This window comes from Leisingera coralii (assembly GCF_049056525.1).
Classification (GTDB): Bacteria; Pseudomonadota; Alphaproteobacteria; order Rhodobacterales; family Rhodobacteraceae; genus Leisingera; species Leisingera coralii.
This window is the reverse complement of sequence record NZ_JBHUPT010000016.1, coordinates 17,108-42,460: the sequence shown is the minus strand read 5'-3', so window position 1 is coordinate 42,460 and position 25,353 is coordinate 17,108. Positions and strand designations below refer to the sequence as shown.

The window sequence follows — 25,353 nt, the reverse complement described above, 5'->3', positions numbered from 1 at the left end:
AAGGCCGGGGGCAAGTGGTGGAAACACTTGCGTTGTGGTTCTCATTTGAAGGGCGAAGATGTTTCAACCGAACGGTTTTGAAACTAATGGCCAGCCGGGCATTCCCTCATGGCTTTACTTACCTCGTTCTCTGAACTCCTGCCCGCGATGTCGTAGTACAGCGCAACGGCTGCCCGGCACCCGGCTTCTTGCGTTTCTGCGAGAGCGAACAGATTGATGAATTTTATCAGGACTGGACGCTCGCCTGTCAAAGTGACATCGACCCTTTTTGTGAAATCTTCCGCGCGCATCAGGCCGCCGTGCATTGCAGCCTGCTGTTCGAGGGATCCCAGCTGGTAAATGGATTCCGGTTCTGCCAGGAAATAGACCCACACGTCAGCTTCCCAGAATGAATGCCAGTCTGGCGCGTAGCTTACGAGTCGTGTCTTGGCGTCCAACTCGCGGAGTTTTTCACGGAACCCCGCGGGGGCTTGGTGCACTGACATCGTAAGCGGACGCTCGAACTTTGCCGCAAAGGCCTCCAGTCGTAAGTCCTGAGCAAAAGAAGGCGCAACGGGTAAGATAGCAAGCAAACCCGCAAGCGTTGATGAAAGAATGTGTTTGCCACTCAGGGCGCGTGCTTGGACTTGAGCAATAAGTTTTTTCATAAGGTCCGACTGAAATGGATTGGACTTGCAGGGCTCAATTTCGGCTATCAGAAACTTGGCGAACGTGCCCTGAATTGGCAGGCTTTGCCAAGTCCCGAATTTTCCGCCTTGATCATTCAGCTGCGAAGGGTCCCCAGCTCCGGGGTGTCTTCGCCTGCATCCTCATCCGGCCAGTTGGTGCGCCAGACTTCGGCCGACCAATGGCCGCAATGCACCGCGGGGCGGTCAAAGCCTTCGACCGGCGGCAGCAGCGGCGCGACCACCACGTCATGGCGCGGCACCGCGAAATAGGGGAAGGAGTAGCGCTCCCGCCCGGTCTTGTTCACCACCCGGTGCGGGGTGGAGACCAGCCGCCCGCCGGACCACAGCTCCAGCATGTCGCCGATATTCACCACAAAGCCGCCGGGCGGGCGGTCCGGGGTGATCCAGCCGCCGTCACGGGTCTGCACCTCCAGCCCGCCGACCGGGTCCGGTGCGATGATGGTCAGAGTATCGGTGTCCTTGTGCGGGTGGATGCCAAAGCCTTCTTCCTCCGGCGCCTGCGGCGGGTAGTGCAGCAGGCTCATGTTGGTGAGGGGCGTCTCGAACGGCTCCTGAAACGCCGCGGGGTCCAGCCCCAGCCCCTCGGCCAGTGCGCCCAGAAGGAGGTGAAACACGCCGTCCAGCTCCGCCCAGTAGCCGAGGATCACCTCCCGCGCCTCCGGCACCTCCGCGGGCCAGCGGTTGGGGCCGTAGAGCGGGCAGGCGGCGCGGATGGGATCACCTGCCGCGACTTCATGGTGCAGCTTGTAGCCCTCGTATTTGTCCGCCGTCCCCGAACCGTCGTTCGGCGTGAAGAAACCCATCGGTATATAGCCGCGGTAATTCTCCCGCGTAATTGCCTGATCCCACTTGGATTTCTCATCCACGGCAAAGATCGCTTGGACCGCCTCCCGTACCCTCTCCACCGTCTCCTGCGCCACGCCGGTGCCGGTGACCGACAGGAACCCGATGTCCTCCGCCGCTGCCAGAATGGCCTCGACGGTCTGCTGCCGCTGCGGATGGCTGGCCTCCCGCAGCGGCGTGATGTCGATGGTCGGGATGGCTTGCGTCAATGGATCCGTACCCCCTGGCGTTTCAGCTCGGCCTGCACGGCGGTGATGTCCACCGCGTCGAACTCGCAGCCCGATTTCACCGACAGCGCCGCGGCGATGCCCGCGCCCTGTCCCGCAACGGCGCAGCAGGCCATGTTGCGGGTGGCGGCATGGGCGATCTTGTCGCCGCCAATAGCACGGCCGGTGACCAGAAGGCCCTGAACGCCCTTGGGCAGCATCGAGCGGTAGGGGATCTGCATGTAGCGCCCGGTGGTCGGCAGGATCAGCACGCCGTAGCCGTCGATGAACTCCGGATAGATCCCGATGGTGTCGTCAAAGCGGCCCTGGTTGCGGGTCTCATCCTCGGTGATGTTGTGATAGGCGTCGATCTTGCGGGTGTCGCGGATGCCGATGGTCATGCCGAAGTTGCGCAGCCGCGCACCCTCGCAGCCCGGTGTATAGGCGCGCAAGGCATCAATCGCATGCATCGCCTGCTTGCGGCCCTCGATCTCGCCGCGGGTCATGCTGTCGGGGTCGGTGCCGTCGATGCCCGCCAGATGCACCAGGTTCATATAGGTCATTTCCCCTGAGTCATGCACCGCGCCCCAGGTGCCGCCGATGGTGTTGAGATGCGCCGGAATGACCCCGTCGCGGATCGCCTGGGCAAATGGCTTGGCCAGGAAGGGAGAGAACATCTCGTCCTCCTTGCCGCTTGTCTCCACCTGCCATTCGCCGGTCGACCAGTTGGCATAGGTCTGCGGGTCGGCCTTCACGCCCTCCATGAACTTCTGCTTGTCGACGCCGGCGATGTGGAACATCACGCTGGCCGCCTGCATCTGCTCCACCGGGGTCTTGATGCAGGGCGCGCCCATCATATGCGCGATGTCGGCATCGCCGGTGGCGTCGATCACCCGTTTCGCCAGCACCGCCTCGCGGCCCGCCTTGCTCTCGACGATGACGCCGGTGATCCGGCTGCCCTCGCGGATCGGGGCCACGAACACCCGGTGCAGCATCGGGTGGATGCCGGCCTCTTCCACCAGCTTGTCGGCCACCAGCTTGAAGCCCTCGCTGTCCAGCTCATAGCTCAGCGACTGGCTTTCCGGCACCGCCGCACCCATCGCCTTGGCACGTTCCTCGAACTCCCAGCCGATGCCGCCGGCCTCCACCGTTTCCTCGTGGCGGTACCAGGCAAAGCCTTCGACGCCCACGGTGGTGATATTGCCGCCGAAACAGCCGAAGCGGTCCAGGAGGGTGACCTCCACCCCCGCCCGCGCCGCCGCCAAGGCCGCCGCCAGCCCGCCGGGGCCGGAGCCCACCACCAGCACGTCTGTTTCGTGGATGACCGGAATCTCGCGCGCCGGCTCATGGATGGTTTTGGTCACGTCTCTCTCCCCACGGAATCTTTGCGCCCCGGTGTGTCCGGGGCGTTTCCGCTAACACTTTCGAATCTTGAATGGCGATTCAAGTTCTTTTGCGCCGCGGGGGCACAAAAGCGACATGGAAGGGGGAGGTCAGGGTGTGCAGTCCTGCCGCCCTCGCGCACCCCAAGGCCCGCGCCTTCCCGGGGGGAAGGTCAGGCGCGGGCCGTGCCGCTGCGCGCCACGTCCCAAGGGCACACCGCCGCCGCCGCATTGGATCATCCCCTTGCCCGTCCCCCTCGCAGCCACTAAACCGGGCGGGAATGTGACCTCTCAAGCCTTCATGGAGCCAAGATGCGCCTGTCCCGCTATTTTCTGCCGGTTCTGAAAGAGAACCCCTCGGAAGCCCAGATTGTCAGCCACCGGCTGATGCTGCGCGCCGGGATGATCAAGCAATCCTCCGCCGGGATCTACTCCTGGCTGCCCTTGGGCTTCAAGGTGCTGAAGAAGATCGAAAGCATCGTCCATGACGAGCAGATCCGCGCGGGCCACATCCCGATGCTGATGGCCACCATTCAGCCCGCCGACCTGTGGCGCGAGTCGGGCCGCTATGACGACTACGGCCAGGAAATGCTGCGCATCAAGGACCGCCATGATCGCGACATGCTGTTCGGCCCCACCAACGAGGAGATGATCACCGACATCTTCCGCGCCCATGTGTCCTCCTACAAGGACCTGCCGCTGACCATGTACCAAGTGCAGTGGAAGTTCCGCGACGAGATCCGCCCGCGCTTCGGCGTGATGCGCGGCCGCGAATTCTACATGAAGGACGGCTACAACTTCGACCTGTCGAAAGAAGATGCGCTGCACGCCTACAACCGCCATCTGGTGAGCTACCTGCGCACCTATGAGCGGATGGGCCTGCAGGCGATCCCGATGCGCGCCGACGGCGGCCCGATCGGCGGCGACTACACCCATGAATTCCTGGTGCTGGCGGAAACCGGCGAGTCCGAGGTGTTCTATGACTCCGCGGTGACCGACCTCACCTTCGGCGACCGTGACATCGACTATGACAACGTGGCGCAGTGCCAGGCGGTGCTGGAGGAATTCACCTCGCGCTATGCCCGCACCGACGAGACCCACGATGAGGTGGTGTTCCAGGAGCAGGTGCCGGAAGAGCGCCGCCGCTTTGCCCGCGGCATCGAGGTGGGGCAGATCTTCTACTTCGGCACCAAGTATTCCGAGTCGATGGGCGCCACCGTGCAAGGCCCGGACGGCAAGCCGGTACCGGTGCACATGGGCTCGCACGGCATTGGCGTGTCGCGCCTCCTGGGCGCGATCATCGAAGCCAGCCACGATGACAAGGGCATCATCTGGCCCGAGGGCGTGACCCCGTTCCACTGCGGTATCGTCAACCTCAAGCAGGGCGATGACGAGGCCGATGCGGCCTGCAACCAGCTCTATGCGGCGCTGAGCGCGGCCGGGCTGGACCCGCTGTACGATGACCGCAACGAACGCGCCGGCGGCAAGTTTGCCACCATGGACCTGATCGGCCTGCCTTGGCGCATCACCGTCGGCCCGCGCGGGCTGAAGAACGGCGTGGTCGAGCTGACCTCGCGCCGCACCGGTGAGAGCGAGGAGCTGAGCCCGGAAGAGGCGGTGAAGAAGGTGGTTGCCATCTTTGAGAAACACCGCACCGGCCGCGGCTTCTGAGCTTCGGCGCGCAACAGTTTGTACGGAAATGGAAAAGGGGGCCGTTTGGCTCCCTTTTTTACGGGCTGACAACGCCCCGTGCGGCTCCTCTCAGTTGCGCGCATGGCTTTCTTGTTCCGTTGATGGCTGATGGCCTGCCTTTTCTCTTGCCCGGACCCGCCGCCCGCCGCAGGGTGCCGTCGAAGGAGGACTTGAGATGAAACAAATCCTGGCATTTGGCGACAGCCTCACATGGGGCAGCGATCCGCACAGCGGCGGGCGGCATCCATACCGAGACCGCTGGCCGGTGGCACTGGGCGAGGGGCTGCAGGACGCGGTCGTCTTTGCGGAAGGCCTGCGCGGGCGGACGACGGTGCACGCGCGCAACTCCGCCTGTGTGGAGATGCGCGGCGATGCGGTTCTGCCGGTGCTGCTGCACAGCCATGCGCCGCTGGATCTGGCGGTGATCATGCTGGGCACCAATGACATTTACGAAGGCCACGCCAGCCACCTGATCCGCGACGGGCTGGAACGGCTGGTGGAAATCATCCGCCATCACCCCTGGCGGCTGCCGGAGCCGGCTGCGCCCGGAATCCTGCTGGTGGCACCGCCGCCGATGAGCCCGTGCGGCGACCCGGATATCACGCCGGACAAGGTGGCCCAGTCCGAAGGGCTGGCGTCGGTAATCGAACCGCTTGCCGTGCAGCTGGGCTGCGGTTTCTTCGATGCGGCAGGGGTGGCGCGGGCCTCGGAGGCGGATGGGTATCACCTGGAAGCCGCGGACTCGCGGGCGCTGGGCGAGGCCTTGCGCGCGCCGGCGGCCCGCCTGCTGAACGGCTGAGCCTTGGCGGCCAAGAGTTTTGAGAAAAACTCTTGGCAAATCTTTTCCCAAAAAGATTTGCGCGCCCGGGTGCGGCCGGATCCTGCCGCGGCAGGCGGATAACCGGGCGGAAATGCAACCACACCTTGACCTCGCGCGTCAGGCAGCACAGGTTGCGGGCAAAATTCCCGGGCAGGACCGCATATGGCCACGACACCACCGCCGTTTTCACGTTTCGAATGGATCATCGCCTGGCGCTATTTGCGCGCCCGCAAGGCCGAGGGCGGGGTCAGCGTGATGACCTGGATCAGCCTGATCGGCATTACGCTCGCGGTCTTTGCGCTGATTGCCACGCTGGCGGTGCGCTCCGGTTTCCGGTCGGAATTTGTCGGCACCATCCTGGGCGCCAATGCCCATGTCACCGTCTATTCCTATGGCGAGGTGAACGAGGCCGGGGTGCTGGACCGCTCGCTGAAGGATTACGAGGCGCTGGCAGAAACCGTGGCCGCGGTGCCCGGCGTCACCCGCGCAGCCCCGCTGGTCAAGGGGCAGGTGATGGCGAACCTGCGCCAGCGCAACGCGGGGGTCGAGGTCTATGGCATCTCCGCCGCGGATATCCAGGGCATTCCGGGCGTCGCCCAAAGCGAGGAGGCGCTGGGCGATCTGGTCCGGTTCGAGGAGGGCATCGCCATCGGCTCCGGTGTTGCGCGCGAACTGGGGGTCTCGGTCGGCGACAAGATCAAGCTGATCTCTCCCAACGGTGTGAAAACCGCCTTTGGCACCAGCCCGCGGGTCAATGCCTATGAGGTGGTCTATATCTTCACCGCCGGGCGCTGGGACATCGACCGCACCCGGGTCTATCTGCCCTTTGCCGAGGCGCAAGCGTTCTTCAACCGCGAGGGCGTCGCGGATGAGATCGAGGTGATGGTGGAGGACCCCGAAAACGTTGATGCGCTGGCGCTGGAGATCCAGCAGGCGGCGGGCGGCACCACGGGCGTCTGGACCTGGCGTGATGCCTCCGGCGGCTTCCTGCGGGCGCTCGAGGTCGAGGACAACGTGATGTTCATCATCCTGTCGATCCTGGTGCTGATCGCGGCGATGAACATCGTCTCGGGCCTGATCATGCTGGTCAAGAACAAGGGCCGCGACATTGGCATCCTGCGCACCATCGGCCTCAGCGAAGGCTCGGTGATGCGGGTGTTCTTCATCTGCGGCGCCTTCACTGGCGTCATCGGTACCGTCTGCGGCGTGGTGCTGGGCTGCCTGTTCGCGCTTTATATCGATCCGATCTTCTCCTTCGTGAACTACCTGATGGGCGGCGGTGTCTGGGATCCGTCGATCCGCGGCATCTATGCGCTGCCGGCCGAGTTGCGGCTGGCGGATGTGCTGTCGGCGACGGCGCTGTCGCTGGGGCTGTCGTTCTTCGTGACCATTTTCCCGGCCCGCCGCGCGGCGCGGCTGAACCCGGTGGAGGCGCTGCGCTATGAGTGAGATCACGCTGGAGCTGAAGGGGATCACCAAATCGTATCTAAAGGGCACGCCGGGGCAGGTGGACGTGCTGCGCGGCGCCGACCTGACCTTGCAAGCGGGCGAGGTGGTGGCGCTGGTGGCGCCATCGGGCGCGGGCAAGTCGACGCTGCTGCATATCGCAGGCCTCCTGGACACGCCGGACGCGGGCGAGGTGCGGGTGGCCGGCGAGGACGTGACCCGCAAGGGCGACCGCCGCCGCACCCGGGTGCGCCGTCAGGAAGTGGGCTTTGTCTATCAGTTCCACCACCTGCTGCCTGAGTTCACGGCGCTGGAGAACATCGTGCTGCCGCAGCTGGCCAATGGTGCGGCGCAAAAGGCGGCAGTTGCGCGGGCGGCTGACCTTCTGGGCACCGTGGGCCTTGCAGGCCGCGCTGATCACCGGCCTGCGGCATTGTCAGGCGGGGAGCAGCAGCGGGTCGCCTTCTGCCGGGCGCTGGCCAATGCTCCGAGGGTGCTGCTGGCGGATGAGCCGACGGGGAACCTTGATCCAGGCACCTCGGACCAGGTGTTTGCGGCGCTGATGGAGCTGGTGCGCGGCACCGGCATGTCAGCGCTGATTGCCACTCACAACCTGGAGCTGGCGGCGCGGATGGACCGGCAGGTGAAGCTGGAGAACGGGCTGCTGGTGCCGGTTTAGGTGCCTACCGCCCGGAACAAGGCGCGCAGCGCCGCCGGGCGAGCGCCTGCCCGCCCCACCGGGCTGGCGCTTTCGAGAGGGCAGTGTACCTTTGTTAACTCGTACGGACGCAGCAGGGATAAAGTGGCATTCACCAGCGTTGCAGCGCCATCCCGCGGGCAGGCGCTCGCCCGGCTGTTCCCCCGCCATTTGACCTGATCCTCGGCACTGGTCCACTCTTGTCCGGAATGGTTCCAGTGACGGTGGTTTCGGATGCAAAAGACGGTCTCGGTCCTGAAGGATCTGGTGGTCCTGTTGCGCGATATGTCGGTGATTGCGCTGTTTGCGGTCTTCCTGCTGTTTCCGCAGAAGCTGAACGGCATTCTGGTCAGCGCCGGTTTTGAGGAGGGCAGCTTTGCCGGCTTCAAATGGAAATTCAGGCTGGTCGAATACGACAGCACGGTGGCGGAGCTGCAAACCGCGCTGGCGGAAGCGCAGAAGGTGAACGCCCGGCTGACCGAGGCGCTGCGGGCGGCGGAGGCCGGGACCGGGGACTTGCAGCGCGAGGCGGAGCTGGTGCAGCAGGACGCGGCGGCGGCGCTGGAGGCGGCCAGCAAGACGGTGGCCGGAAATCAGCAGCTGGTCGCACAAGCCAGGGCGCAGCTGCAGGAGGAAGCGATCCGCTATTGCTACCAGGAGGACAGCGGCAGGAAAGGGGCGCAGAACTTTCTGGTGGCCTGCCACACCACGCCGGAGCGCTGTGAGCGGGCCAAGGAGAACCCGGCCACAAGCTCCTCTGCCTGCGTGGCATTGGACATGAACACGGCGCCCTGGCAGCCCAGCCCCGGCGGTTTCTGGGGGTCGCTGTTCCAGTACAGCGCCGCGCCGCTGCCCGCGCCCTTCCCGCAGGTGGAGTGACGGCACCGGCGGAACCTTGCCTGCCGGACCGGTGCGGCTTTGGCCCGGGGGCGGCATTTTGCTAACAGGTGTTCAAGCCGGGGCTAGCAGGCTAGGCTGGCCAGGGATGCGCAGAAAGGGCTGAAACGTGGTGAATTCCGTAATCGAAAAAGACGTGACCGTTGAAGGCAATATCTCTTCCAGCAAGGGCAGTGTCGAAGTCCGCGGCCGGGTGGTCGGCGATCTGTCGGCGCAGTCGGTCACGGTGCACGCAGGCGGCACCGTTGACGGTGCCCTGACGGCGCAGTCGGTGGCGGTGGAGGGCACCTACAGCGGCAAGATCCAATGCGACGACCTGCGGCTGGCGGCGAGCTCTCAGGTGCAGGCGGATGTGTCGGCCAAAACCATGGCCACCGAAAGCGGTGCGCAGCTGGAGGGCACGATCCGGATCACCGGCAAGGAGTAAGGCTGCTGGAACACCGGCCCGGAGCGGGGCTTGGAATTGCTGCTGGCGCCCATGCGGATTGCCGGCTAGGAGCGGGTGTATGACTGACAGTTTGCCGCCGTGCCCCGAATGCGCCTCTGCCTATACGTACCAGGTGGATGCCCTGCTGATCTGCCCTGAATGCGCACATGAATGGCCTGCGGACGGGACCGCGGACACTGCCGTGGAGATCCGTGACAGTGTCGGCAACTTGCTGAGCGATGGGGATACCGTGACGGTGATCAAGGACCTGAAGCTGAAGGGCACGTCCTCAGTGATCAAGGTTGGCACCAAGGTGCGTGGCATCCGGTTGGTGGATGGCGATCACGACATCGACTGCAAGGTGCCGGGGGTAGGGCCGATCGGGCTGAAGTCCCAGTTCGTGAAGAAAGTGTCCGGCTGAAAACTGTGCGCCGTCAGGCCGGAAACCGCAAGGCGGATGCTGCGAAGACGTCATTGCTGCGGCGTGCCGGTTTCGGCCCGCCCGGCTGTCAGCGAAACTGACAGTTTTGATCCTGTCGCCACAATTGCCGCAAGCATTATCAGGGCAAAGATAGAAAAGGCCGGGATGCGCCAGACCAGGGACCGTTTTGTGATGGCGGCTCCGGTATCCTGCCGCTTGGCGGCAACTGCACCGTAGAGCCAGATCCCGGCCAGCATCCCGGCCAGCATGGGCAATGACGCCAGTATCACGATAAGGCCGTCGGGCCAGCCGTCCGGTTTGCCGGCGGGGAACGCGGCGGGAAACAGCAGGTTTGCAGCTAGGGTGCCAGCCAGCCCGCCGGTGAGGGTGTAGACAAACAGGAGGGGGAGCTGCCGCAGGCGTGTGTTCTTGTTCATAGGAATTTACCAAAAATAATGGAGCGATACGTCGCCTTTTCTAACGCCGCCTACTTAAAAGCACACTCGGGTTGCTGAATGCGTGACTGGGTTTTCCACGCGAACAGCACCATGTTAAGGGGCGTGATGGCGCGCCAGCCGGGCATAGGACGTGTTTGAGGAGTCCTTCACGCCATCTGGGTGATCCAAACCCCCAGCGCCATCACGGAAATACCGGCCGCGCGGGTCAGGGTCAGCGGGCTGATCTGGGCGCCGAACAGCCCGAAGTGGTCGATGGCTGCGGCAGAGATCAGCTGGCCGATCAGCACGAAGAACACCGCGTTGCCGACCCCGAAATGCGGCGCCACATGGGTGATCGACAGGACGTAGAAGGCCACCAGAACCCCGGCCAGGAACAGATGCTTGGGCGCCGCCGGGATCTTTGCCAGCGCCTGCGGGCCTGCAATCAGCGCGTACAGGATTGTTGCGAGCAACGCGATCAGGAACAGCACCACAGCGGCGGAGGCGGGGGAGCCGATCAGCTTGCCCAGTGCTGCGTTCAGAGCCGCCAGAACCGGGATGCCAAGGCCTGCGGCCAGCATGATGAGGGCATATTGGGTCATGTCGCGGCTCCTGCAGGTGTCTCTGCGGTTTTGTGGACGCAAATCCCCTGGCAGCACAAGTGCTACGTTGCGGCCCGGTGCCGGAATTCGGCGCGAATTCCGGCCATGAAAAATCGATTTTTCATGGCCGTTTGCCTCGCAGGAAAACGGCGGGTCAATCGCAGATGCCGTCGAGCTCGGCGCCTTTCCACGGAAGGTAGACATCGCTTTCGCGGCTTTGCGGCAGCGGGCTCACCGGCATGGCGGCGGCCAGCATCCGGTGCAGCCGCCGGGTGCGGGGCGCCTGCGGGGCCAGGGCGCGGCAGCAGACGTATTCCTCCATGATGGCGCCCTGCTGCTCATACCCGTAGGTCAGGAAATCCGGCTCCCCTTCCAGGTCGAACAGATAGGGGTCGCGGCTTTGGCCATGCTCCACCGCCGCCCGCAGCGGCGAATAGCCGGTGCGCCTGCGGTTCTGCCATTGCCAGGCGTGGGTGACCTCATGCGCCAGCAGCATCGCCTCCACCAGGTGCAGCCGCTCCGGATACTCCGGCAGGTAGTTCTCCAGGTACCAGTCGCGGGTGAAGAAGATCCGGTTGAACAGCGCCACCGCGGCGGGGGAGGAGGTCACGATCTCCTCCTTCACCGGCGGCAGGATGCGCTCGCGGCAGGTGACGCGCGGGCGCGGCATCCGGCGGAAGGTGACGGCGCCGACCGGTGCGCCCTTCACGATGCGGATCCTGTCCGCATTCAGGCTGGCGCCGTGCAGCCCATCCAGATAATCGCGTTCAGTCTGCGTCAGCGGGCGGCCGCAGGCGGTGAGGATCAGGAATGCGAGGAGCAGCAGGCGGATCATCTGCGGGGGCCTTTGCGTCAGCAGCTCATCGCCAGCACGCGGCTGATTTCGGTGAGCGAGCGGCCTGATTGCTCCATCCATTCGTTGAAGGCAGCTTGCACCGCCTTGAGCGCGGTCTTGGAGGTGGCGGGTTTGTCGATCACGCCTTCGGCGATCAGGCGGGCGGTGACGTCCTGGCTGAGGATGAAGCTGTCGCGGCCGGCAAAGCGCATGGCGTACTGGCCGGTGTTGCCGCCAAGGCGGGCGCCGCGTTTCTTGAGCATCTCCAGAAGGCCGATGTAGCCGGTGGAGGGCCAGCCGCCGAGCACCTTTCCCGCGCCGCCCTCATCGCGGAGCTCCATCAGGAAGGCGGCGTTGGCGCGCACGGTCGCCAGCTTGGCGCCGTTGCGGACCACGCGGGTGTCGCCGAGGATCTGGTCAAACTCGTCCTCGGCCATGAAGGCGCAGGGACCCAGTTCGAAGCCGTGGAAGACCTCCTCGAACCCGTCCCATTTCGCCTCGATCACTTTCCAGTTGAAGCCCGCCTGGAAGATGCATTTGGTCATGGTCGAGAGCCAGCGGTCCTCGGGCAGTTCCGTCACCTTGGGGTCGGGTTTGGAGAGCTTTTCCTCCAGCGCCTCCGGCCCGCCGTGGCGGTCTGCGGAAATGGCGTAGATCTCATCAAAGCTGCGCATGGCGGGTCCTGTTTTCGTCTGGTCAGGTTAGCGGCGCTGGCGCAGCTCGACAATGGATTTGCCGAGGCGGAAGGGGGCGGCGAAGCTGACCAGGCAGAGGGCGATGATCTGCAGCACCAGGATATGAGCGTTGTCCTGCAGGTATTCCCATTCGTCCTTGAGCTTGGCGACATGGGCGATCAGGTCGTCATAGGCGCGGGCGATGATCAGGTAGTCGCCGGCGATGGCAGGCACCTTGCGGCGCAGGGTGTCGACCGCGGCCTGGGCGGGGGCGTCGAGCGAGGTGAAGACCAGGAAGGCCTCCGGGTCGAAGGCGCTGGCCTGGGCTTCCATGTCCTTCATCTCGTCCCTGCCGCCGCGGCTGCCGAACAGGAAGCTGAGGCCTTGCAGCGGCGCGACCTCATCCGTCACCGCGATGAACAGCGGCAGTTCAGCGTTGCCCGCGGTGGAGGCGGAGAGGAATTCGACCTTTTCGCACAGCACCGCGATGTCGGTGTCATAGGCGGGGTCGCAGAAGCGCAGGCGGAAGCGGGCGGCGTCGCGGTCGAAGGCTGCCGTTGCGGCATAGGCGATGTCGATCTGGCGTTCGAGCTTGGAGCTGTCGGCGGCGTAGATGCCGGAGATCACCGCGACCAGCGCGCCGAAGCCGCCGAGGACCACCCAGACGAGGTCCGCCAGCTTCCACGCGCGGTGGCCTGCCGGTTTGCGGAACAGGAAGGCGGTGCCGACCAGCCCTGCAAAGAAGAACAAGAGGAGCAGGGGCAGCTGGTTGTCCGCGATGAAGGCCATGCCCGGTCTCCTGGTTGGGGATGCTGGCCTAAGCTTAGGAAGGGAAAGGGGTTTCAGGCAACCGGCTTCACGCAGGTGTCATGCGGGCACAGGGGTTCGGCCCGGCGGAAGGGGGCTCCGTCCGGGGGGATGGCTGTGGGGCCGGATTGTTTTCTGGCCGGTGTTCAGTGGCCGGATAAGAGGAGGCGGCGCCGCCGGAGGGCGGAGGGCCGGGCAGGGGGTCGCAAGCCCCCATGTCCGCTTGAAAGCTCTCGGTTTGCGGAGAACCCCTGCACCCGATGAAGGAGGTGGTCTTGGGGGTTCCCGTATCTCCTGGTGGTGCGGGGTGTCAGTCCGCACCGGTGTCGCGACGGTTTGGAGGATGGCAGAGCGGGGTTAAGGGCGCGCAAGCGGGGCGTGCGGTGGTTTGGGGTTTGGCGCAACACCCTTGACCGGGCCGCTTGCGGCCCGGTCTGCGCCCGACCTCCCCCACGGGAGGGCGCATTCGCTTCCTCCCGAGGCCGGGCACAGACCTATTGGTGGATGCCCCCGGCGGGAGTATTTTTGCAAAGGTGAATGGTGGGGCGGTGTGCCCACCTTGGACGTGGCGCGCAGCGGCACGGCCCGCGCCTGACCTTCCCCCCGGGAGTTCACGCCGGTTCCCGCAGGGACAAACAGTCCGGGGGACTGTTTGAGGCGGGGACGGGCGGAGCCCTTCGCTGATGCCGGTGCCTTGGAAGGTGACGGTGGCGGTGTGTCCCCTGGGTCGTGTCGCGCAGCGGCACGGCCCGCGCCTGACCTTCCCCCTGGGAGGGCGCTTCACGCCTCCCCAAGGTCAGGCGCGGGCCTTGTGGTGCGGGAGGGTGGCAGGAAAACGCGCCTTGGGCTCCGCCCGATCAGGCCTGAAACGCTCCCCCGGAGCGTTTCCGGGACGGCCTTCACTCCCCCCGGGAAGGCGCATTCGCGCCCTCCCAAGGTCAGGCGCGGGCCTTGTGGTGCGGGAGGTCCGAACTGCGATCTTTCTTGAAATTCGGGAGCAGAGTTGCTAGGTAGAAGACGCAGGTTGCGACCACTCGAATGAACTGGAGTGCACCTGCTTTTGGAGGCGGCTTAAAGGGCCGCCTCTTCTCATTTTTTCAAGAAAACAATTCCATCTGCTCTGGAAGGGTTCACCTTCCTATTTCTCACCTGTTTTGGAATTTGGTCGAAAAAGTTCCCGTGTCCAAGTGACGCCTGCCGAGCGCCGAGAGTGCCTTTTTCGGATTTAACTTTTGAAAGGGCTGCATAGGCCACTAGATCAGCGATTTGAATAAAGTGAGAAAGTTTGGAGTCTTTAAAATTAGCATCCTTCAACCCTCTGTCTAGTGGAATGCTTTTGGACTTGGTGCCAGTTCCCCAAGCGCCAAACGCTGACCCTGTAGGTAGGTGGACTCTAGCCTTTCGGTAGAGCTTTAGATATTCTCCGTGACCTTCATCAAAGAATACCAAACAGGAGGACTTTTGGACTTCCATTGATTTTTGAAGTCTTTGCAGCATAGCATACAAAGAACTCTCCAACTTGTTGTATCCATACAGCGAAGCTCCTCGCTCGGCAGCGACTGCAAAAACGGAACTATCTGGAAGAAAGCTCAAAGTAGAAAGGGCATACCGATAGGCATCCGCAGCTTTCGGTCCGTGTAGGCGCGCTTTGCCACCATTGTAGGAATTCCTACCTGGGGCAAGTTTCGACCCTTTGAGCTCTTTTTTTACCGGGATGTTGAAATGGTGCTTCAAACTGGCTCGCCAGTCTTTAGCTTTGCTAAGAAAATCGTCCCAATTTTCTTGGATATAGGGAGCGCCGCCAGATATTCTGCTTTTCAATGTAGGAACAAGGACGCAAGACATCACGAAGATGTCTTTGTCGTCTGATTCATCAACGTATGCAGAAAAAATCTTATCCGAAGGTTTCAAATTTATCCCTTTTTTTCTGTATATTCCTCAAACATCCAGCTCCTCCACGAACTTCGCGTTTTCCTGGATATACTGGAAGCGGAGCTCGGGTTTCTTGCCCATCAGGCGCTCGACCAGGTCGCCGGTCTCGCCGGGCTCGTCCTCGTCGATGGTAACGCGGATCAGCTTGCGGGTCTTCGGGTCCATCGTGGTCTCCTTCAGGTCCTTGGCGTCCATTTCGCCAAGACCCTTGAAGCGGGAGACGTCGATCTTGCCCTTGCCGCCCAGGCCCTTCTCCAGCCATTTGTCGCGCTCGGCCTCGTCCAGGCAGTAGACGCGTTTCGCGCCTTGCGTCAGGCGGAACAGCGGCGGGCAGGCGAGGTAGAGGTGGCCGCCGTCGATCAGCGGGCGCATCTGGGTGAAGAAGAAGGTCATCAGGAGCGAGGCGATATGGGCGCCGTCGACGTCCGCGTCGGTCATGATGATGATCTTGTCATAGCGCAGATCGTCGAGGTTGAACTTGGTGCCGAGGCCGACGCCAAGCGCCTCGCAGAGGTCGTTGATTTCGGCGTTGGAGCCGAGCTTGTTGGAAGCGGCGCCGAGGACGTTGAGGATCTTGCCCTTGAGGGGCAGCAGCGCCTGGTTCACGCGGTTGCGGGCGCCCTTGCCGGAGCCGCCCGCCGAGTCGCCCTCGACGATGAACAGCTCGGTGCCGGAGCGGTCTTTCGACGTGCAGTCGGTGAGCTTGCCGGGCAGGCGCAGTTTCTTGGTGGCGGATTTGCGCTGGGTCTCCTTCTCCTGCTTGCGGCGCAGGCGTTCCTCGGCGCGCAGAACCAGGAAGTCGAGGATGGCGCCGGCGGATTTGGTGTCGGCCGCCAGCCAGTTGTCGAAATGGTCGCGGACTGAGTTTTCCACCATCTTGTTGGCGGCCTCGGTCGACAGGCGGTCCTTGGTCTGGCCGACAAAGGCCGGGTCGGCGATGAAGCAGGAGACCAGCGCGCAGCCGCCCGCCATCAGGTCGTCGCGGGTGATCTGGGCGGCCTTCTTGTTGCTCACCAGCTCGCCATAGGCCTTGATCCCCTTGAGGATCGCGGACCAGAAGCCGGTCACGTGGGTGCCGCCCTCGGGCGTGGGGACGGTGTTACAGTAGGACTGGGTGAAGCCGTCGCGCGACGGGGTCCAGTTGATCGCCCATTCGACATAGCCGGGCTCGCCGAATTTCTCGCGGAACTCGACCTTGCCGGCAAACGGCGCGTCTGCGTAGACGGAGGATTTGCCCAGCACCTCGGTCAGGTAGTCGCGCAGGCCGCCGGGGAAGTGGAAGGTGGCCTCGGTGGGGGTTTCGCCGTCGTCGATTTCGGATTTCCAGCGGATCTCGACGCCGGAGAACAGGTAGGCCTTGGAGCGCACCAGGGTGAACAGGCGCTTGGGCTTAAAGCGGTGGTGGCCGAAGATTTCCTCATCGGCGTGGAAGGTCACGAAGGTGCCGCGCTTGTTGGGGGCGGCGCCGATTTTCTCGACCGGGCCCAGGGGCAGGCCGCGGGAGAAGCGCTGCTCGAACAGCTCCTTGTTCTTGGCCACTTGCACGACCATGGAATCCGACAGCGCGTTCACCACCGAGGAGCCGACGCCGTGCAGGCCGCCCGAGGTCTGGTAGGCTTTGCCGGAGAACTTGCCGCCCGCGTGCAGGGTGCAGAGGATCACCTCCAGCGCGGACTTGTCCGGGAACTTGGGGTGCGGGTCGATCGGGATGCCGCGGCCGTTGTCGGAGATGGTGACGGCGTAATCGGAATGCAGCGTCACCTCGATGCGGTTGGCGTGGCCGGCCACGGCCTCGTCCATCGAGTTGTCGAGGATCTCCGCCACCATGTGATGCAGCGCGCGCTCATCGGTGCCGCCGATATACATGCCGGGGCGCTGGCGGACCGGTTCGAGGCCTTCCAGAACCTCGATCGAGGAGGCGTCATAGGTATCGGCTGCAGGCGTGCTGAGAAGGTCGTCGGCCATGTGCGGGAACTGCTCTTCCTTGGTGTTGATTGGCGGCCATTATGGCAGGTGTTGGGGCTGGGTGGAAGAGGGCCGCAAGGGGCTGTGGATAAGGCTGGGATAGGCTTTCTATCGTCTTGAATCTTATGCGGTGAGGGCTGTGCCCGGCTGCGGGTGGGGCAAAGCTCCCGCCGTTATGCTGAAAGCATGCCTCCGGCAAGACGGGGCGGCCGGGGGCTGCCCGGCGTGCCGCCGGGCGGGACGTACTGCAGTGCGTCTGCGTTCGTCTCGACCGGTGGCAGCTGGGAGCGAGTTTTCAATCCCTCGAAGGTAAGTTCCGGATATCCGGGGTGCGTCGATATTTTCCGTGCGGCGCAAGGGGATGCGGGCTAAACCTCTGCCAGCTAAGGGCATGAGGAGGGCGCGCGGGTGGCTGAGAAGGGAATCAAGACGCAGGACTGGGCGGCGTTCCGGGCGGAGGCGCAGCGGATGCTGGAGGCGGCGCTGGATCAGATGCAGCAGGCTGCGGAGCGTCCCTGGCAGCCGGTGCCGGAGGACATTGATGCGCGCTATGCGGTGACGGCAGAGGCGCGCGGGCCGCAGGAGACCGTGGACCGGATCATCGAGGACGTGCTGCCCTATCACGGCGGCAATATCCATCCGCGGTTCTGGGGCTGGGTGCAGGGGTCGGGGCTGGCCTCTGACCTGATCAGTTCGCTGGCAGCGGCGGCGGTCAATGCCAATATGGGCGGGCGCGATCACGGCGCCAACTACATGGAGCGCGCGGTTGTGGACTGGACCCGCCGCAAGATGGGACTGCCGGAAGGTGCCAGCGGGATCTTGGTGACCGGCACCTCGCAGGCGACGGTGATCGCCTTTCAGGCGGCGCGGCTCAGGGTGCTGAAGGATCTGCGCAAGCAGGGGCAGGGCACTGTGCGGCTGACCGCCTATGCGGGCGAGGGCGTGCATAATGCAACGCTGAAGGCGGTGGAACTGATGGGCATCGGCTCGGACAACCTGCGCAAGGTGCCGCTGAGGGAGGGCCGGATGGACTGCAGCGCGCTGGCGGCGCTGGTGGCCGAGGACAAGGCCGCCGGGGCGCTGCCCTTCCTGGTGGTGGGCAATGCCGGCACGGTGGACCTGGGGCTGTTCGATGATCTGAATGCCTTGGCGGATGCGGCGGCGGAGCTGGGGCTGTGGCTGCATGTGGACGGGGCCTTTGGCGCCTGGACGCGGATTGCGGCGGAGCCCTGGCGGTCCTTGTCCGACGGAATCGGGCGGGCCGACAGCATTGCGCTGGATTTCCACAAGTGGATGTATGTGGGCTATGACTGCGGCATGGCGCTGTTGCGCAACGAGGATGAGCACCGGGCGGCCTTTGCGGCGCGGCCCGCGTATCTGGAAGGCGCCGAGCGCGGGCTGGCGGGCGGTGAGCCGTGGTTCTGCGATTACGGCATTGATTTGTCCCGCGGCAACCGGGCGCTGAAGGTCTGGACGGCGCTGGAGACCTATGGCGAGGCGGCGTTCTCCGAGGCGATCACCGGCAATTGCGAATTGGCGGCCTTCATGGCGGCCGAGGTGGAGGCGCAGCCCAATATGGCGCTGGGGGCACCGGTGGTGTCGAATGTCTGCGTGTTCACGGCGCGCAGCGATCTGGAGCCTGCGGCGCAGTCGGAGCTGAACGCGCATATCGCCCAGACCCTGCAGGAGAGCGGCGAGGCGGTGTTCTCGACCACCCGGGCAGGCGGCAGGGTGATGCTGCGGGCCGCGATCACCAACCATCGCAGCCGCGAGGCGGATGTGCGGGCGGCCATTGCCGCGGTGGCGCGGGAGGCCGCCGGTTGATCCAATGAGAGGAGCCCCGCGCCTGCCTGGGCTGGCGCGGATGCGTAACAGGTCGTCTGAAGCGCCGTTTGGATTTCTGACACAGCCGTCACGGCAGGCTGTACGGTAGAACGCGCCTGCCGGGGGGCAGGCAGGCGCGGGGCGGCGGTCCCGCCCGGGTGAGTCTTGGTGACGCGCCGTTTTGTCTTCCATTGGGAAGGTCAGCCGCTACTCTCCCGGCACAACAATCAGGGAGAGAGACATGGCCTGGATCAGAACCGTTCCGTTCGAGGACGCCACCGGCAAGCTGAAGAAGCTCTATGATCGGGTGACCGGGCCGGGGAACAATGTCGACAACATCATGATGGTGCATTCCCTGCGGCCGCATTCGATGGAAGGCCATATGGCACTTTACAAGAACGTGCTGCACCACACCGGCAACACGGTGCCGAAGTGGTTCCTGGAGGTGCTGGGGGTCTGGGTGTCGTCGCTGAATGACTGCGCCTATTGCGTGGAGCATCACTTTGCCGGCCTGCAGCGGCTGTTGGGGGATGAGGCGCGGGGGCTCGCGATCCGGGCGGCGATCGAGGCGCGCGATCCGGAAGCTGCGCCGCTGGAGCCTGCGCAGGTGCTGGCGATGGGCTATGCGCGCAAGCTGACCGAGGCGCCGGCCAGCGTCAGCGAGGCCGATGTGGCGGCGCTGCGGGAGGCAGGCTTTGACGACGGGCAGATCCTGGAGATCAACCAGGTGACCGCCTATTTCGCCTATGCCAACCGGACGGTTCTGGGGCTGGGATGCTCCACCAAGGGTGACGTGCTGGGGCTGAGTCCGAACAACTCGGATGATCCGGGCGATTGGGGGCACAGGTAGGGGCTTTGCCCCTCGGCCCTGGCGGGCCTCACCCCAGGATATTTTCAGCCAGATGAAAGGGATCAAGCGGCCTGCTGGGGCCGCTTTTTGTTGTGCCGGTGCGGTATCTTTTGATGCAGGTCAGCGCGGGGCGGCGGCGGGGGCGGTAAGGTTGCGGCGCAGATTGGAAGAAGGAGATTTTGATGGACGCCGCAGCAGGGAAAATTGTGAACGGCACCGCAGGGACAGTGCAGGCACCGGAACAGCCAGCGGCCGCCGCCGCGCCGCGCACGCCAAGTGCAGAGGACATCCGGCGGGCCTTTGAGAGCGGCGAGTACCCGTACCCGCGCAAGATGGCACGCCGGGTCTATGAGGCGGAGAAGGCGCGGCTGCAGGCGGAGCTGTTGAAGGTGCAGCTGTGGGCGCAGGAGACCGGCGAGAAGTTCGTGATGCTGTTCGAGGGCCGCGATGCGGCCGGCAAGGGCGGCACCATCAAGCGGTTCACCGAACACCTGAACCCGCGCTCTGCCCGGGTGGTCGCCTTGAACAAGCCCTCGGACGAGGAGCGCGGGCAGTGGTATTTCCAGCGTTATGTGCGGCATCTGCCAACCAGCGGCGAGATCGTGTTCTATGACCGCTCCTGGTACAACCGGGCGGGTGTCGAGCGGGTGATGAGTTTCTGCGAGCCCAATGAGTATCTGGAGTTCATGCGGCAGGCGCCGGAGTTCGAGCGGATGCTGGTGCGCTCTGGCATCCGGCTGTACAAGTACTGGTTCTCGGTCACCCAGGAAGAGCAGAAACGCCGGTTCGACTCGCGCGGGACCGATCCTCTGAAGCAGTGGAAGCTGTCGCCGATCGACAAGGCGAGCTTGGGCAAGTGGGATGACTACACCGAGGCCAAGGAGGCGATGTTCTTTTATACCGATACCGCGGATGCGCCCTGGACGGTGATCAAGTCGAACTGCAAGAAGCGGGCGCGGCTGAACTGCATGCGGCACTTTCTGGCGTCGCTGGAGTATCCCGGCAAGGATCCGGAGATCGCGGCGGTGCCGGATCCGCTGATCGTGGGGCAGGCGCATCACGTGATCCATCAGTCCGACCATATCCTGGGCAAGGCGCTGCATCCGGATACAAGGGCGCGCTGATCCTTGCCTGCAGCAAGGCCCTGCGCTTGCGGGGCCGTCCAACTGGGCTTAGATCTTTGGGCATGAAACGTCTTGTTCCTTTGCTGTCGCTTGCGCTGCTGGCCCCGCATGGTGCCGGGTCGCATCCGCATATCTTTGTCGATACCGCGCTGAAGGTGATTGTCTCGGATGAGGGGCAACTGGAAGCGGTTGAGATCACCTGGGCCTATGACGAGTTCTACTCGCTGCTGATCTTCGAGGACCGGGGGCTGGACAGCGATCACGATGGCGTGCTGACGGCGGAGGAGCTGGCAAAGCTGCAGGGGTTCGACATGGCCTGGACCGAGGGCTTCCAGGGCGACACCTACCTGAGCCGCGACGGCGCCGCGCTGGAGCTGGGGGCGCCGGTGCATCTGGCGACCGAAGTCGCGGACGGGCGCATCACCACCCGGCACCGCCGAGCACTGGTGCAGCCGCGGGCAGCGGACGGGGTGGTGATCAAGGCTTATGACCCCACCTATTACACTGCCTACACGCTGACCGGCGGGCTGGACATAAGCGGCGGCTGCCAGGGCAGCATCACGCCGCCGGATCTGGATGCGGCCTACACCAAGGTGGAGGAGCTGCTCTATGCGATGCCTGCGGATCAGGCAGAGGAGGCTTATCCGGAGGTGGGGGAGGCCTTTGCCGATACCGTGCGGTTGAGCTGCGGAACGTAAGGTGCGGATTTTCCTGACCATAGCTGCGCTGGGCGTGGCGGGTCTGGCGCTATGGCTCTGGGGCTTTGGCGGCGCCGGGCTGGTGTCGGCCTGGGCGGCGGAAGGCCAGAGGGAAGCGCAGAACGCAATGGCGCGGGGGCTGCGGGCCTTGCGCGCAGGCGAGCCGGGGGCGCTGATGGCGCTTTTGTCCCTGTGCTTTGCATACGGGTTTTTCCACGCCGCCGGGCCGGGCCATGGCAAGCTGGTGATCGGCGGCTATGGCATGGGCAAGCCTGTGCCCTTGGTGCGGCTGACCGGGCTGGCGGTGGCGTCCTCGCTGGCGCAGGCGGCCACGGCGGTGCTGCTGGTGGCTGGCGGGCTGATGCTGCTGGACTGGGGGCGCGAGCAGCTGACCAGCGCCGCCGAGGATGTGCTGGCGCCGGTGTCTTATGGGCTGATTGCGCTGGTGGGCCTGTGGCTGCTGGCGCGGGGCTTGCGGCGGCTGCTGGGCAGCCGGGCTGGCGGACACGGCGCCCATGGCCATCACCACCATGATCATGAGACCGGGGAGGTTTGTTCCTCCTGCGGGCACCGGCACGGGCCGACGGCGGAGGAAGCTGCCAATGTCCATTCGCTGCGCGATGCGCTGGCCATTATCGGCGCGGTGGCGCTGCGCCCCTGCACCGGGGCGGTGTTCCTGCTGCTGCTGACCTGGCGCATGGGCGTGTTGTGGTCCGGGATCGCCGGCGCCTTTGCCATGGGTTTGGGCACGGCCACCGTCACCGTCGCTGTTGCGGCCGCTGCCGTGACCATGCGCAAAGGCGCGCTGGCGCAGATGCAGGGAACGGGCGCCTTGCGGGCCGCGGCAGTGCTGGAGATCCTGGCGGGCGGGGTGGTTGCCGTGCTGGCCGGTCAGATCATGCTGCGGGCGCTGTAACAGTCACGCGTCCAAGGCTTCCTGCAGAAGAGTGAACATCGGCTCCAGCGTCAGATAGGCGGACATCAGCGCCGCCATCGGGGCGGCCTGTTCGCGCGGGCTCATCTCGTGCCAGAAGGTGAGGGACTTGCGCTGCAGCAGGTGCCCGTGCGGATGCGCCTTGCCATAGGGAGCGGGGACGCGTTTCAGCTCGGGCTCATTAGAGGCAAAGCCCTTGAGCGCGAGGATGTCCACGAGGGCTGCGGCTTCGTCCCCGGTTTCACCGTCCACCGCCTCGCGCCAGACAGGCAGCTGCGGCTTGGTGAAGTTCATGATGCCGCCGCCGGTGGTGCAGGACTTGGGGTCGATGCCGAAGAACAGCGCGCAGCCTGCGCCGTTTACCGTCCACATCATGTGCAGATGGGTCTTGTAGGGCGTCTTGTCCTTGGAAAACCGGATGTCGCGCTGCGGGCGGAACAGCCGGGGCACGGCCTGCACACCGGTCCGTTTGGTGATCGCCTGCGCGACCTCGTCCAGCAGCAGCAGGGCGGGCGACTTGAGCTGTGTCTCATAGCGGTCCTTGTGCGCGGTGAACCAGTCGCGGCTGTTGTTCTGTGAAAGCTCCGTCAGAAAGGCGCGGGCATCGGGGATCAGCTGCGCAAAAGGGTCGGTCATCGGAAAAGGCTCCTGCAAGCGGTGGGGCGGTCTGTGCAGAATACCACCATGGGCCTGTGCGGGGGGCAAGGAGACTCTGCTCTTGCCGGAGCTGTCCGGCGGGCCTAAGGCTGGCTTTATGAGCAAGTTAACGGTCACACACTCCGAAATGTCCCCCGGCGGCCACGCCCGGGCAATTGCCGTTCTTGGCCTGCCGTTGATCGGCGGCCATGTGGCGCAGTTTGCCATCGGCCTCACCGATACGGTGATGCTGGGCTGGTACGGGGTGGAGGCGCTGGCGGCGGTGACGCTGGGCTCGACCTATTTCTTCTCGATTTTCCTGCTGGGCTCCGGCTTTGCCTTTGCGGTGATGCCGATGGTGGCGGCTGCGGCGGGCGCCGGGGAGGACCGGCAGATCCGCCGCTCCACCCGCATGGGGCTGTGGCTGTCGCTGGCCTATGGCGCGCTGGCGATGCCGCTATTGTGGTGGTCGGAGCCGATCCTGCTGCTGCTGGGGCAGGAGCCGCAGGTGGCGCATGCGGCGGCGGAATATCTGCGGATTGCCGGCTGGTCGGTCTTTCCGGCGCTTCTGTACATGGTGGCCAAGTCCTATCTGGCGGCGCTGGAGCGCACCCAGATCGTGCTGTGGCTGTCGGTGTTCGGCGCGGTGGTGAATGCGCTGGTGAACTATGCGCTGATCTTTGGCAACTGGGGCGCGCCGGAGCTGGGGATCACCGGGGCGGCGATTGCCTCTTTGGTGACCAACGGGGTGTCCTTTGCGCTGGTGCTGGCCTATGCGCTGAAGGTGCTGCCGGAGCATGAGCTGCTGAAGAACTTCCAGCGGCCCGACTGGGAGATGCTGGGCCGGGTGTTCCGCATGGGCACGCCGATCGGGCTCACGACGCTGAGCGAGAGCAGCCTGTTTGCGGCCTCGGCGATGATGATGGGGTGGCTTGGCACGGTGCCGCTGGCGGCGCACGGGATTGCGATTTCGCTGGCGGGGCTCACGTTCATGGTGCACCTGGGGCTGTCCAATGCCGCCACCATCCGCGCAGGCAATGCCTTTGGCCGTGGCGACCGGGCGCATATGGCGCGCGGCGGCAAGGTGGTGACGGCGATGTCGCTGGGGGTTTCGGTGGTGGGGATCACCCTGTTCCTGACCATTCCCGGCCCGCTGATGTCGCTGTTCCTGGACGCGCAGGACCCGCAGAAGGATCAGATCCTGCTGATCGGTGCGGGGCTGCTGGCGGCGGCGGCGCTGTTTCAGATGATGGACGGGATGCAGGCGATTGCGCTGGGCCTGTTGCGCGGGGTGCAGGATACCGGCGTGCCGATGGTGATTGCCGCGCTCAGCTATTGGGCGGTGGGCATTCCGGCGTCCTATGTCATGGGGTTCGTGTTCGGCTGGGGCGGTGTCGGCGTCTGGATGGGGCTGGTTGCCGGTCTTACGGCGGCCGGGCTGTTCCTGATGAAGCGGTTCTGGGGCCAGTCGATCAAGCTGGTGGGGGCGAAGGCCGCGTAAGCCGGGCGGCTCTGTACCCAGCTTGTCAGTCCTCTGCGGTGCTGCGGCCCATGGTGTGGATGGGCGAGAACGCGCCCAGGATCAGGCGGCGGTGGTCGAAGGGGATGTCCACCGGGATGTCGAAGCGGGTGTCCTTGGCGATCCGGGCCTCGGCCTCTTCCATCTCTTCCCGGCTGGGCCAGACCTGCCAGGAGAGGACGATCCGCTCGCCGCGCCGGGCGGCGACGGCGCGGCGGAAATCGGTGTGCTTGCCGTCGGGCACGTTGTCCTCCCAGGAGTCGACGATCTCCAGGCAGCCGTATTCGCGGAACAGTTCGGCACTGGCTTTGGCCCAGGCCTTGTAGGCCTCGAAGTTTTCTTCGGGAACGGGAATCACAAATCCGGCGACATACATGGCGGCCCTCCCAAGGCGTGTCCCGGGCAGCACCCGGCCGCGGCGAGTTTGGCACGGGGAGGCGCGTCACTCCAGCCTCTTGCTGCGGACCGCGGCGCGGGGTTGACCGCCTTGTGTCCTGCGGGCAGGGTTCCTGCAGATGCCTGATTTCCAACCGAAAGGCCCCATTCCCATGATGACCGACGACGACAAGCGCCTGCTGCGGATTGCCTATGAGGAAGCCAAGGCGGGTTTTGACGAGGGCGGCTGCCCGATCGGCTCTGTGCTGGCGCGGGACGGCCAGGTGGTGGCGCAGGGGCGCAATCAGCGGGTGCAGAAGGGTGACCCGATTGCCCACGGCGAAATGGACGCGCTGCGCAAGGCGGGGCGGCAGAAGTCGTACCGCGATACGGTGCTTTATACCTCGCTTTCGCCCTGCATGATGTGCAGCGGCACCATCGTGCAATTCGGCATTCCGCGGGTGGTGATCGGCGACACGCAGAATTTTGGCGGCAACGAGGAGTTTCTGCGCTCCAGGGGGGTGGAGGTAGTGATTGCCGAGGACCCGGACTGCATCGCGCTGATGCAGCGGTTCATCCGCGAAAAACCGGAGCTATGGGCGGAGGACATTGCCGAGTAGG

General features: G+C 64.8%; 26 protein-coding genes. 14 read left to right on the top strand and 12 right to left on the bottom strand.

Features of this window, described 5'->3' with window-relative positions; translation table 11 throughout:
- Positions 1 to 83: 83 nt before the first annotated feature.
- The 3 genes from ACFMBG_RS06480 to ACFMBG_RS06470 all read right to left on the bottom strand — a co-directional run bounded on the left by ACFMBG_RS06480 (position 84) and on the right by ACFMBG_RS06470 (position 3,102).
- Positions 84 to 647 carry a hypothetical protein gene (locus ACFMBG_RS06480; protein WP_421053889.1) on the bottom strand — a complete coding sequence of 188 codons (564 nt, stop codon included), beginning with the start codon at positions 645 to 647 and terminating at the stop codon, positions 84 to 86.
- 116 nt (positions 648 to 763) lie between these two features.
- Complete coding sequence (locus ACFMBG_RS06475; RefSeq protein WP_421053888.1) at positions 764 to 1,741, bottom strand: isopenicillin N synthase family dioxygenase; 978 nt, start codon at positions 1,739 to 1,741, stop codon at positions 764 to 766.
- On the bottom strand, positions 1,738 to 3,102 hold the full coding sequence (locus tag ACFMBG_RS06470) for an FAD-dependent oxidoreductase (protein ID WP_421053887.1): 1,365 nt from the start codon (positions 3,100 to 3,102) through the stop codon (positions 1,738 to 1,740). The genes ACFMBG_RS06475 and ACFMBG_RS06470 overlap by 4 nt, the downstream gene beginning before the upstream one ends.
- A 330-nt stretch (positions 3,103 to 3,432) precedes the next feature.
- On the opposite strand from ACFMBG_RS06470, the gene proS reads away from it, so the two are divergent.
- The 7 genes from proS to ACFMBG_RS06435 all read left to right on the top strand — a co-directional run bounded on the left by proS (position 3,433) and on the right by ACFMBG_RS06435 (position 9,520).
- Positions 3,433 to 4,791, top strand: a complete 1,359-nt coding sequence (proS, locus tag ACFMBG_RS06465) for a proline--tRNA ligase (protein WP_421053886.1) — start codon at positions 3,433 to 3,435, stop codon at positions 4,789 to 4,791.
- A gap of 196 nt (positions 4,792 to 4,987) precedes the next feature.
- Positions 4,988 to 5,611, top strand: a complete 624-nt coding sequence (locus tag ACFMBG_RS06460; protein ID WP_421053885.1) for a GDSL-type esterase/lipase family protein — start codon at positions 4,988 to 4,990, stop codon at positions 5,609 to 5,611.
- A gap of 183 nt (positions 5,612 to 5,794) precedes the next feature.
- A complete protein-coding gene (locus tag ACFMBG_RS06455; RefSeq protein ID WP_421053884.1) occupies positions 5,795 to 7,081 on the top strand; it encodes a lipoprotein-releasing ABC transporter permease subunit in 1,287 nt (428 codons plus the stop codon).
- Positions 7,074 to 7,757, top strand: a complete 684-nt coding sequence (locus tag ACFMBG_RS06450; protein WP_421053883.1) for an ABC transporter ATP-binding protein — start codon at positions 7,074 to 7,076, stop codon at positions 7,755 to 7,757. The genes ACFMBG_RS06455 and ACFMBG_RS06450 overlap by 8 nt, the downstream gene beginning before the upstream one ends.
- Before the next feature lie 252 nt (positions 7,758 to 8,009).
- Positions 8,010 to 8,654 carry a hypothetical protein gene (locus ACFMBG_RS06445; RefSeq protein WP_421053882.1) on the top strand — a complete coding sequence of 215 codons (645 nt, stop codon included), beginning with the start codon at positions 8,010 to 8,012 and terminating at the stop codon, positions 8,652 to 8,654.
- Positions 8,655 to 8,781: 127 nt separating this feature from the next.
- Complete coding sequence (locus ACFMBG_RS06440; RefSeq protein WP_421053881.1) at positions 8,782 to 9,099, top strand: bactofilin family protein; 318 nt, start codon at positions 8,782 to 8,784, stop codon at positions 9,097 to 9,099.
- A gap of 79 nt (positions 9,100 to 9,178) precedes the next feature.
- Complete coding sequence (locus ACFMBG_RS06435; RefSeq protein WP_421053880.1) at positions 9,179 to 9,520, top strand: zinc ribbon domain-containing protein YjdM; 342 nt, start codon at positions 9,179 to 9,181, stop codon at positions 9,518 to 9,520.
- A 50-nt stretch (positions 9,521 to 9,570) separates the two neighbouring features.
- On the opposite strand, the gene ACFMBG_RS06430 is transcribed toward ACFMBG_RS06435, so the two are convergent.
- The 7 genes from ACFMBG_RS06430 to parE form a co-directional block, all read right to left on the bottom strand.
- The gene (locus ACFMBG_RS06430; protein WP_421053879.1) at positions 9,571 to 9,957 is read right to left on the bottom strand and encodes a hypothetical protein; all 387 of its coding nucleotides are present in this window, start codon (positions 9,955 to 9,957) and stop codon (positions 9,571 to 9,573) included.
- A 167-nt stretch (positions 9,958 to 10,124) separates the two neighbouring features.
- Positions 10,125 to 10,559, bottom strand: a complete 435-nt coding sequence (locus tag ACFMBG_RS06425; RefSeq protein WP_421053878.1) for a DMT family transporter — start codon at positions 10,557 to 10,559, stop codon at positions 10,125 to 10,127.
- 154 nt (positions 10,560 to 10,713) lie between these two features.
- Complete coding sequence (locus tag ACFMBG_RS06420) at positions 10,714 to 11,394, bottom strand: hypothetical protein (RefSeq protein WP_421053877.1); 681 nt, start codon at positions 11,392 to 11,394, stop codon at positions 10,714 to 10,716.
- 17 nt (positions 11,395 to 11,411) lie between these two features.
- A complete protein-coding gene (locus tag ACFMBG_RS06415) occupies positions 11,412 to 12,068 on the bottom strand; it encodes a DNA-3-methyladenine glycosylase I (RefSeq protein WP_421053876.1) in 657 nt (218 codons plus the stop codon).
- 27 nt (positions 12,069 to 12,095) lie between these two features.
- Complete coding sequence (locus ACFMBG_RS06410) at positions 12,096 to 12,857, bottom strand: hypothetical protein (RefSeq protein WP_421053875.1); 762 nt, start codon at positions 12,855 to 12,857, stop codon at positions 12,096 to 12,098.
- 1,107 nt (positions 12,858 to 13,964) lie between these two features.
- Positions 13,965 to 14,786, bottom strand: a complete 822-nt coding sequence (locus ACFMBG_RS06405) for a DUF3800 domain-containing protein (protein ID WP_421053874.1) — start codon at positions 14,784 to 14,786, stop codon at positions 13,965 to 13,967.
- Between the two features lie 27 nt (positions 14,787 to 14,813).
- Entirely contained in the window at positions 14,814 to 16,772 is a 1,959-nt protein-coding gene (gene parE / locus ACFMBG_RS06400) for a DNA topoisomerase IV subunit B (RefSeq protein WP_421053873.1), read from the bottom strand.
- Between the two features lie 408 nt (positions 16,773 to 17,180).
- Here parE and ACFMBG_RS06395 point away from each other — a divergent pair, with 408 nt between their 5' ends.
- The 5 genes from ACFMBG_RS06395 to ACFMBG_RS06375 all read left to right on the top strand — a co-directional run bounded on the left by ACFMBG_RS06395 (position 17,181) and on the right by ACFMBG_RS06375 (position 22,184).
- Complete coding sequence (locus ACFMBG_RS06395; protein WP_421053872.1) at positions 17,181 to 18,596, top strand: pyridoxal phosphate-dependent decarboxylase family protein; 1,416 nt, start codon at positions 17,181 to 17,183, stop codon at positions 18,594 to 18,596.
- A 241-nt stretch (positions 18,597 to 18,837) separates the two neighbouring features.
- Positions 18,838 to 19,446: a carboxymuconolactone decarboxylase family protein gene (locus ACFMBG_RS06390; protein WP_421053871.1), complete on the top strand. Its 609-nt coding sequence runs from the start codon at positions 18,838 to 18,840 to the stop codon at positions 19,444 to 19,446.
- A 182-nt stretch (positions 19,447 to 19,628) separates the two neighbouring features.
- Positions 19,629 to 20,570: a polyphosphate kinase 2 gene (gene ppk2, locus ACFMBG_RS06385; RefSeq protein ID WP_421053870.1), complete on the top strand. Its 942-nt coding sequence runs from the start codon at positions 19,629 to 19,631 to the stop codon at positions 20,568 to 20,570.
- Between the two features lie 62 nt (positions 20,571 to 20,632).
- The gene (locus ACFMBG_RS06380) at positions 20,633 to 21,268 is read left to right on the top strand and encodes a DUF1007 family protein (protein WP_421053869.1); all 636 of its coding nucleotides are present in this window, start codon (positions 20,633 to 20,635) and stop codon (positions 21,266 to 21,268) included.
- Between the two features lies 1 nt (position 21,269).
- Positions 21,270 to 22,184 carry a nickel/cobalt transporter gene (locus ACFMBG_RS06375; RefSeq protein ID WP_421053868.1) on the top strand — a complete coding sequence of 305 codons (915 nt, stop codon included), beginning with the start codon at positions 21,270 to 21,272 and terminating at the stop codon, positions 22,182 to 22,184.
- A 3-nt stretch (positions 22,185 to 22,187) separates the two neighbouring features.
- Here the strand turns inward: ACFMBG_RS06375 and ACFMBG_RS06370 are convergent, their stop codons facing one another.
- The gene (locus tag ACFMBG_RS06370; protein WP_421053867.1) at positions 22,188 to 22,838 is read right to left on the bottom strand and encodes a TIGR02453 family protein; all 651 of its coding nucleotides are present in this window, start codon (positions 22,836 to 22,838) and stop codon (positions 22,188 to 22,190) included.
- A gap of 118 nt (positions 22,839 to 22,956) precedes the next feature.
- On the opposite strand from ACFMBG_RS06370, the gene ACFMBG_RS06365 reads away from it, so the two are divergent.
- Positions 22,957 to 24,339 (top strand): MATE family efflux transporter, encoded by a 1,383-nt coding sequence (locus ACFMBG_RS06365; protein ID WP_421053866.1) that lies wholly within the window; start codon positions 22,957 to 22,959, stop codon positions 24,337 to 24,339.
- Positions 24,340 to 24,364: 25 nt separating this feature from the next.
- Here ACFMBG_RS06365 and ACFMBG_RS06360 read toward each other — a convergent pair whose 3' ends face one another.
- On the bottom strand, positions 24,365 to 24,733 hold the full coding sequence (locus tag ACFMBG_RS06360) for a DUF1428 domain-containing protein (RefSeq protein WP_421053865.1): 369 nt from the start codon (positions 24,731 to 24,733) through the stop codon (positions 24,365 to 24,367).
- 175 nt (positions 24,734 to 24,908) lie between these two features.
- Here ACFMBG_RS06360 and ACFMBG_RS06355 point away from each other — a divergent pair, with 175 nt between their 5' ends.
- Positions 24,909 to 25,352: a nucleoside deaminase gene (locus ACFMBG_RS06355; protein WP_421053864.1), complete on the top strand. Its 444-nt coding sequence runs from the start codon at positions 24,909 to 24,911 to the stop codon at positions 25,350 to 25,352.
- Position 25,353 lies beyond the last annotated feature (1 nt).